The organism is Vibrio sp. V01_P9A10T6 (assembly GCF_963877065.1).
Taxonomy (GTDB): Bacteria; Pseudomonadota; Gammaproteobacteria; order Enterobacterales; family Vibrionaceae; genus Vibrio; species Vibrio anguillarum.
In genome coordinates this window covers 1-7,254 of record NZ_CAWNTB010000049.1, presented here as the reverse complement: position 1 = coordinate 7,254, position 7,254 = coordinate 1, and the positions used below count along the sequence as shown (strand labels likewise).

Annotated in this window: 8 protein-coding genes; 6 read left to right on the top strand and 2 right to left on the bottom strand. The window is 43.2% G+C overall.

All coding sequences use genetic code 11. The annotated features are described in order from the left end of the window. Nucleotides 1-84: 84 nt before the first annotated feature. Both AACQ21_RS03050 and AACQ21_RS03045 read left to right on the top strand, forming a co-directional pair. A complete protein-coding gene (locus AACQ21_RS03050) occupies nt 85-372 on the top strand; it encodes a PTS sugar transporter subunit IIB (RefSeq protein ID WP_088733162.1) in 288 nt (95 codons plus the stop codon). Nucleotides 373-380: 8 nt separating this feature from the next. Beyond that, nucleotides 381-1,637, top strand: coding sequence for a PTS ascorbate transporter subunit IIC (locus AACQ21_RS03045; protein ID WP_019282681.1), 1,257 nt, complete (start codon nt 381-383; stop codon nt 1,635-1,637). A gap of 61 nt (nt 1,638-1,698) precedes the next feature. Here AACQ21_RS03045 and AACQ21_RS03040 read toward each other — a convergent pair whose 3' ends face one another. After that, nucleotides 1,699-2,142, bottom strand: a complete 444-nt coding sequence (locus AACQ21_RS03040) for a dCMP deaminase family protein (protein WP_010319355.1) — start codon at nt 2,140-2,142, stop codon at nt 1,699-1,701. Nucleotides 2,143-2,991: 849 nt separating this feature from the next. Between AACQ21_RS03040 and AACQ21_RS03035 the strand changes: the two genes are divergently transcribed. The 4 genes from AACQ21_RS03035 (at nt 2,992) to yddG (ending at nt 6,089) form a co-directional block, all read left to right on the top strand. Beyond that, a complete protein-coding gene (locus AACQ21_RS03035) occupies nt 2,992-3,978 on the top strand; it encodes a Gfo/Idh/MocA family protein (protein WP_105976643.1) in 987 nt (328 codons plus the stop codon). A 30-nt stretch (nt 3,979-4,008) separates the two neighbouring features. Further along, nucleotides 4,009-4,407, top strand: a complete 399-nt coding sequence (locus tag AACQ21_RS03030; RefSeq protein WP_026028900.1) for an OsmC family protein — start codon at nt 4,009-4,011, stop codon at nt 4,405-4,407. Nucleotides 4,408-4,578: 171 nt separating this feature from the next. Beyond that, entirely contained in the window at nt 4,579-5,178 is a 600-nt protein-coding gene (locus AACQ21_RS03025; RefSeq protein ID WP_026028176.1) for a sugar O-acetyltransferase, read from the top strand. Beyond that, a complete protein-coding gene (yddG, locus tag AACQ21_RS03020) occupies nt 5,175-6,089 on the top strand; it encodes an aromatic amino acid DMT transporter YddG (protein WP_105976642.1) in 915 nt (304 codons plus the stop codon). Before AACQ21_RS03025 ends, yddG begins: the two co-directional genes overlap by 4 nt. A gap of 76 nt (nt 6,090-6,165) precedes the next feature. On the opposite strand, the gene AACQ21_RS03015 is transcribed toward yddG, so the two are convergent. Continuing rightward, a complete protein-coding gene (locus tag AACQ21_RS03015; RefSeq protein WP_017043151.1) occupies nt 6,166-7,062 on the bottom strand; it encodes a cation diffusion facilitator family transporter in 897 nt (298 codons plus the stop codon). Nucleotides 7,063-7,254: the final 192 nt, after the last annotated feature.

Here is a 7,254-nt window from a genome sequence, read left to right as displayed (position 1 = left end):
ATATTTTGCGTGTTATCCAAGACTATTAATAGTAAAAACACGATAAATAATAGTAAAAATACAATAAAGCAGAGGGTGAATATAATGAAAATTATGGTAGTTTGCGGCCACGGCCTAGGTACAAGTTTAATGATGGAAATAAGCATAAAAAATATAGTGAAAGATCTAAATGTTGACGCTGAAATCGACCACATAGATTTAGGTTCCGCAAAGGGGACCGTTTGCGACATCTTTATTGGTACAAATGATATAACAGACCAACTAAAATCATTGGGTGTTGAGCCTAAGATTGTGAGTTTGGATAATATGGTCGATAAAAAAGCAATGAAAGAACGTTTGTCAGCGGCTCTTCAAGAACTTGGTGTGTTGTAGGAGGCACTATGGAATTCTTTAATTTTTTAATGAATGACGTGCTTTCTGAGCCAGCAGTGTTAGTTGGCTTGATCGCATTAATAGGTTTGATCGCACAGAAAAAACCATTGACGGAATGCATTAAAGGTACCGTGAAAACTATTTTGGGCTTCATTATTCTTGGAGCTGGTGCGGGGCTAGTTGTTGGTTCGCTAGGAGATTTTGCGACCATATTTCAGCATGCTTTTGGCATTACTGGTGTCGTTCCAAATAATGAAGCCATCGTGTCTATTGCTCAAAAGTCATTTGGTAAAGAAATGGCGATGATCATGTTTTTCGCGATGCTGGTAAATATATTGATTGCACGCCTTACACCGTGGAAATTTATATTCTTAACAGGGCACCACACTTTATTTATGTCGATGATGGTGGCTGCAATTTTGTCATCAAGCGGTATGTCCGGTATTCCATTGATTGCCCTAGGTTCCATTGTCGTTGGTAGTGTTATGGTGTTTTTCCCAGCAATTGCACATCGATATATGCGTCAAGTTACAGGTTCTGACGATGTTGCTATTGGTCACTTCTCTACACTTTCTTATGTATTAGCTGGTTTTATTGGTAGTAAATTTGGTAATAAAGAACATTCTACGGAAGATATGAATGTTCCTAAAAGTTTACTATTTTTACGTGATACACCCGTTGCGATCTCATTTACTATGGGCATCATCTTTATGGTGACCTGTCTATTTGCTGGTGGGGAATTTGTGCGTGAAGTGAGCGGTGGAAAACATTGGTTTATGTTTGCGCTGATGCAATCTATTACGTTTGCGGGGGGTGTGTATGTCATCTTACAAGGTGTACGTATGGTTATTGCTGAAATTGTTCCTGCGTTTAAAGGTATTTCAGACAAACTAGTTCCTAATGCTAAACCAGCATTAGATTGTCCTGTGGTATTCCCCTATGCCCCAAATGCTGTCTTGGTTGGCTTTCTATCTAGTTTTCTTGCTGGCTTATTAGGTATGTTCTTACTCTACATTATGGGTTTGACAGTGATTATTCCTGGGGTTGTTCCACACTTCTTTGTTGGTGCTGCCGCAGGGGTATTTGGTAATGCTACAGGTGGGCGTCGTGGTGCTATTTTGGGCGCATTTGCGCAAGGTTTATTGATCACGTTCTTACCTGTATTTTTAATGCCAGTGCTTGGAAACCTAGGTTTTGCTAACACAACGTTTAGTGATGCTGATTTTGGCGCAGTTGGTATTTTACTCGGCCTGATTGTTCGTTAACGCTCCCAAACAAAAACCGCCCTTCCTATTTGGCAGGGCGGTTTTTTTGACCATTGATTAATTATTTCAAATCACTAAGCGGTAGCCAGTTTACTTTAACACCCGCTTGTAAAAACATATCTTGGCTGACTTTGATCTTATCACCCCAACGGGATAAGAAGTCTTCTGTTTGCTCTGGGCAGTGTACTGCGGAAATCCCAGTTTGAATGATTTTTGCTGCACAGTTTGGGCAAGGAAAATGTGTCACATAAATTTCGCAACCATCCAAATCACGCTTGGCAAACAGGATGGCATTTTCCTCAGCATGCAGTGTTTTGAGGTATTTCATATCACGATCATCGGTGCCTGCACTGTCTGAAATACCATGCGGGTAACCGTTAAATCCAACCGAAACGATGCGATTTTGCTTCGTGATCACTGCGCCGACTTGCGTGGAGGGATCTTTACTCCAAGAGCCAACAAGTTCTGCCATTTGGTAAAAGCGCTGTGCCCATTTCGAAATCATGTGTTGTTCCTCTGACGATTTTCTTGCATTTCCTCAGTAGCGAGGGAGATGTGTGATTAAGATCGACATTAATATCCTAGTTTTCTCACACTTAGTCTAGAGCAATTCTCATTTCTAAATAGAATTCAGCCGTGCCAATCAGTATTAGAGTGAGAGCTCTATCTCATTTCGTGCGGGTATCTTAGCTGCGGCGATAGGCAATTATAGGATTAAGTTTGTGAGAGATCTCTTACACGTATCGTGAGACTTTAACGTTTCGCTATGCAATAAAAAGAGATTTAATTTCTGTAATTATTTGAATTTAAATGATAATTTTCATTCGGTGTCTTTCTGGTAGAGAAAAAACAACAGGTGGGGGATTGCTGAAAAAAGTGAAATCCGTAATCTGAAGTTGTCAGCAGGAAGCGGACACGGAACAGGAAAGACCCAAGGATAGGTCATCTTCAGGACGAAGATTCGATAATTCAGGAAGAATGATCGGCAAGGATAGCGAAGGACATTAGCTGGATGCTGAATAACTAGGATGGTTATCAAGGAAAGTTAATGGACGGTGCAAAGGAAAAGTGCACAAATCTGTCGGGACGACGGAGTTAAGGACACCGCTAGGAAGGCGATGAAAGGGAATGCGCTGAGGGAATTAGCAGACTATCAAGGAATTGATGCAGGGAGCACTTATCAGTAGCTGGATTGCTGCGAGTAAGAACTGGAACCCCACTAAGCGAGAGCTTAGTGGGGTTTTCTTTATTTTTGTTACCTGAAAATAATGGCCACCTGAAAATAATAAGTGGTGAGGTTAACATTGCTTCCTGCGGAGTAACTCCAGATAATAGGTGAAAATAATGAAAGGATATGATGATGATTCGCTTAGCTGTTATTGGAACCAACTGGATTACTGACCAATTTATCGAAGGGGCATTAAAAACGGGGGAATTTCAGCTAGTAGCGGTTTATTCCCGTTCGCTGGACAGGGCGAAACAATTTGCCGAAAAATACGATGCTCCTGCTTTGTTTACTGACCTTAAGAGCCTAGGTGAGAGTGACAATGTGGATGCCGTGTACATCGCCAGCCCGAATGTACTGCATGGTCCACAGTCGATTCAAATGATGCAAGCGGGCAAACATGTTATCTGTGAGAAGCCGCTGGCTTCTGATTTCTCATTAGCACAGCAGATGTATCAAGTTGCCAAACAGCATGGCGTAGTATTATTTGAGGCTTTTATAACCCCACATTTGCCCAATTTTTCCGTTCTAAAACAAGAGCTATCGCAGATTGGCGCTATCCGTAAAGCGGTGCTCAGCTACTGCCAGTATTCCTCTCGTTACCCTAAATATCTCAAGGGTGAGATGCCCAATACCTTTTTGCCCGAGTTCTCTAATGGTTCGATCATGGATATTGGTTATTACTGTTTGGGCTCAGCCATTGAACTGTTTGGTGAGCCTAAATCGGTACAAGCCCAAGCGCATTTACTGGAGACGGGGGTTGATGGTAACGGCAGTGTGATCTTAGGATATGACGGTTTTGATGTGCTATTAATGCATTCAAAAACCAGTGACTCCTATTTGCCGAGCGAAATTCAAGGTGAAGAGGCCGCACTGCACGTTGAGATGATCTCTACCTGCAACCGCATCACGAGAATTAACCGTGGTGGTCAAACCCAAGATCAGAGTATTGAGCAACACGCCAACCGCATGTTTTACGAAGCACAAAAATTTGCAGATCAGATACAGAACAAGACAATAGATGAGCAATGCAAATTACGCTCACTCACCGTTTCCAAATTATTGACAGAAATACGCCGCCAAACGGGCGTGATTTTTCCAACCGATAACCTGTAGTTTCATCGCACAGAGAAGAGAGCAAAAATAATGCAAGCTGAAGTAAAGTGGGTCGAAAATTTCAAGTTCTTGGGCCAATCCCAATCTGGTCATTCGGTGGTGATGGATGGCAGTGGTGGTGCAACCGCGCCTAGCCCGATGGAGATGGTTCTTATGGCCGCGGGAGGTTGTAGCTCTGTGGATGTGGTTGATGGCTTAAAATCGGCCAATCAACAGGTCACTGCATGTAACGCCAAATTGACGGCTGAGCGCCGTGAAACCGCACCGCGGATTTTTACGCTAGTCAATATCCATTTCGACGTATCAGGCGTTGATCTTGACCCTAATGTCGTTGAAAAAGTGACGGCCGATTCATTAGAAAAGTACTGTTCTGTCTGCTTAATGTTAGGCAAAGGTGTCACAATGACTCACAGTTGGGCGATTGTTTAAGCCATTCAATCAATAAGACTAGGAAAAAGCAATATGCTCTGATCTTGCCTTTTCCTGTGCGTTACAGGTTGGTTGAAATTAAAGAGGAAAGTGAAACAGTGAGCTTTTCTCTTTTTTCTTTTGTTTATCCAAGTAGTCTAAATACACTAGATGCATAAGGAGGAACGGCTCATGACCGAAATGGAAAAAATGATGAATGGTATGGTGTTTGACGGTGCAGACCCAGAAATGGAAGCCATTCGTAGTAAAGCAGGACATTTACTGTTGCAGATCAACCAATGCGCCGATGCTACAGCCCGCCATCAATTGCAAACTCAGTTATATCGTCAAATTGGCCAACAAAGTGTGGTGCAGCCTCCTTTCTATTGTGAATTCGGTGAAACAATTTCCATTGGTGATGAAACCTTTATCAACATGAATGTCACTATGCTTGATGGCGCTAAAATCACGATTGGTAATCATGTTTTGATTGGCCCTAACACCCAGTTTTATACACCAGCGCATGCTTTGGATTATCGCAGCCGCCGCTTGTGGGAAACATTTTGTAAGCCGATTACGGTTGAAGATGACGTATGGATTGGTGGCAACGTTGTGATTAATCAAGGAGTCACGATTGGTGCGCGTTCGGTTGTCGCGGCAAATTCAGTGGTCAATCAGGATGTGCCAGCTGATAGCCTAGTCGGAGGCACACCAGCGAGAGTGCTCCGTTCATTAAAAGAAATGAATGGAACATCTGACCTGCATAGTTCAGTTAAGGAAGGGCATCATTGAAGCAGCATAAACATACACTATTTGGTGTTGCGGCTATCTTGCTGTGGAGCTGTCTAATGGGGCTAATCAGAACGGTCACCGAGCAATTTGGCCCAATTGGTGGGGCGGCGCTGATTTACACTGTGAGCTCAGTATTTCTGATGCTTGTCATGGGTGTGCCTAAATTCAAACACTTTTCTCTGCGTTATGTTCTGATCGGTGGCGCGCTTTTTGTGAGCTACGAAATCTGCTTAGCATTAGCGTTAGGTATGGCCAATGATCGCCATCAAGCGCTCGAGATGGCGGTGATTAACTATTTGTGGCCAGCCTTGACGGTGTTGTTTGCGGTATTTCTCAGCCGTAAACCCGTCCATATTCTTGTGTATCCAAGCGTTGCGCTCGCATTTGTCGGGGTTGCTTGGACCATTACTGGTGATAGTGGGTTTTCGGTGATGCAAATATCAGCCAATATTGCGACTAATCCCTTAACCTATAGCATGGCGTTTGGCGGGGCGATTATTTGGGCTGTTTATTGCAATATCACCAAACAGTTAGCCAATGGACAAAATGCCATTATCCTGTTCTTTATGGTTACTGCTATCGCCCTCTGGATTAAGTATTTTCTTAGCAGCGAAAGCACTTTAGTGTTTACCGTTCCAGCAACCTTGAATTTAGCGTTAACGGGTGTGGTGATGGGCAGCGGTTATGCACTTTGGAATGTGGCAATCTTGCGCGGCAACATGGTTCTATTGGCGACTCTTTCTTATTTCACGCCAGTGATTTCAACCTTGCTTTCATCGATCATTTTAGGTGTGGCGCTTGGGCTAAGCTTTTGGCAAGGTGTGATTATGGTGACGATGGGTTCTTTAATTTGTTGGTGGGCGACCAGAGAACGTCAATCGACGGTGCAAAAGAAAATGCCAATAGCCTGACATCGCAACAGCTTTATTATGTATAAAAAAAGCCCTCTCGGGAACGAGAGGGCTTTTTCCGTTTAATTGAGACTGATTAGCGAGCCACGTTCATGGTTAATTGCAGTACGAATGGCAGCTTTGATAAACGCTTATGTAGCGAGCGACGAGTACTTTCGATATCTTCAAGTGCAATCATTTCATTCTCATCAGGGCGAATGTCGACATTGACCCACAGCTCATGACCGACTTTAGTCACCGCAGTCAACTCGATATCTTGCTCTGATTCTTCGCCCACGGCAATGACACCTTGATCCACGGTTTTACAAATCTCTTTGCTTGGTGACATCATCAACAATTCACGCGTTGCCGATTTAAGCATGTCATAAGGCACTTTGATAAAGTAAAACGACATTAATAGCATCATGATTGGGTCTGCATAGACGGCATATTTTGCCCAAGGAGACAAGGTCATCAACCAAGCGGCAATGAAGCCGACCGTTACCGCGACGCTTAATAGCGTGTCCATTTGCCACTGTTTTACTTCAGCGTCAATCAAACCAGAAGAGTAACGTTTACTCTTGTTGACCATGAACCACCACGCAATCGCACAACCAATCACGTTGACTGTACCAAAAACAGTGGCGATAGAAGCATCCACTTCTCGACCACCGCTAAACAATGCCATGACAGCCGAGTACAACGAATAACTCACGACTAACAAAATAACGCTGGCTTTGATAGCAATAACCGCAGGTTCTAGCACCGCGCGTCCAAAGGGAAAAGTCGAGTCAGAAGGTTTACGAATGTAGCGTGACGCCACCAGCGACAATAATGTTAACAGCAAACTAACCAGTGAATACACACCGTCAAACACGATAACCAGTGAACCGACAAGCATACCAACCACAAGTCCGCCACCAGCAAAGCCAGAAGCTAAAAGGGCCGAAATCGTCAAAATGCGATTTTCATTATTTCTTGTTCGAGCACACATAAAAGACTACCTGTTGAAAACATGCTGTTATTTTGGCTTAAAGCACGGTTTTGACAATCTCTAAGTGCATTGGTCGTTGGCTTGAATATTGGGGATTAAGTTTATTTTTAATTAAAACAATTAGTTATGTTGTTATTTTCCTGTCAGGATAATTGACGCTGACTGCCTTTGCTTTATGTTGTTCAAAATGTG

Coding starts and splice junctions, on each gene's coding strand:
- AACQ21_RS03050 (WP_088733162.1), top strand. CDS start 85: ATGAAAATTATGGTAGTTTGCGGCCACGGCCTAGGTACAAGTTTAATG.
- AACQ21_RS03045 (WP_019282681.1), top strand. CDS start 381: ATGGAATTCTTTAATTTTTTAATGAATGACGTGCTTTCTGAGCCAGCA.
- AACQ21_RS03040 (WP_010319355.1), bottom strand. CDS start 2,142: ATGATTTCGAAATGGGCACAGCGCTTTTACCAAATGGCAGAACTTGTT.
- AACQ21_RS03035 (WP_105976643.1), top strand. CDS start 2,992: ATGATGATGATTCGCTTAGCTGTTATTGGAACCAACTGGATTACTGAC.
- AACQ21_RS03030 (WP_026028900.1), top strand. CDS start 4,009: ATGCAAGCTGAAGTAAAGTGGGTCGAAAATTTCAAGTTCTTGGGCCAA.
- AACQ21_RS03025 (WP_026028176.1), top strand. CDS start 4,579: ATGACCGAAATGGAAAAAATGATGAATGGTATGGTGTTTGACGGTGCA.
- AACQ21_RS03015 (WP_017043151.1), bottom strand. CDS start 7,062: ATGTGTGCTCGAACAAGAAATAATGAAAATCGCATTTTGACGATTTCG.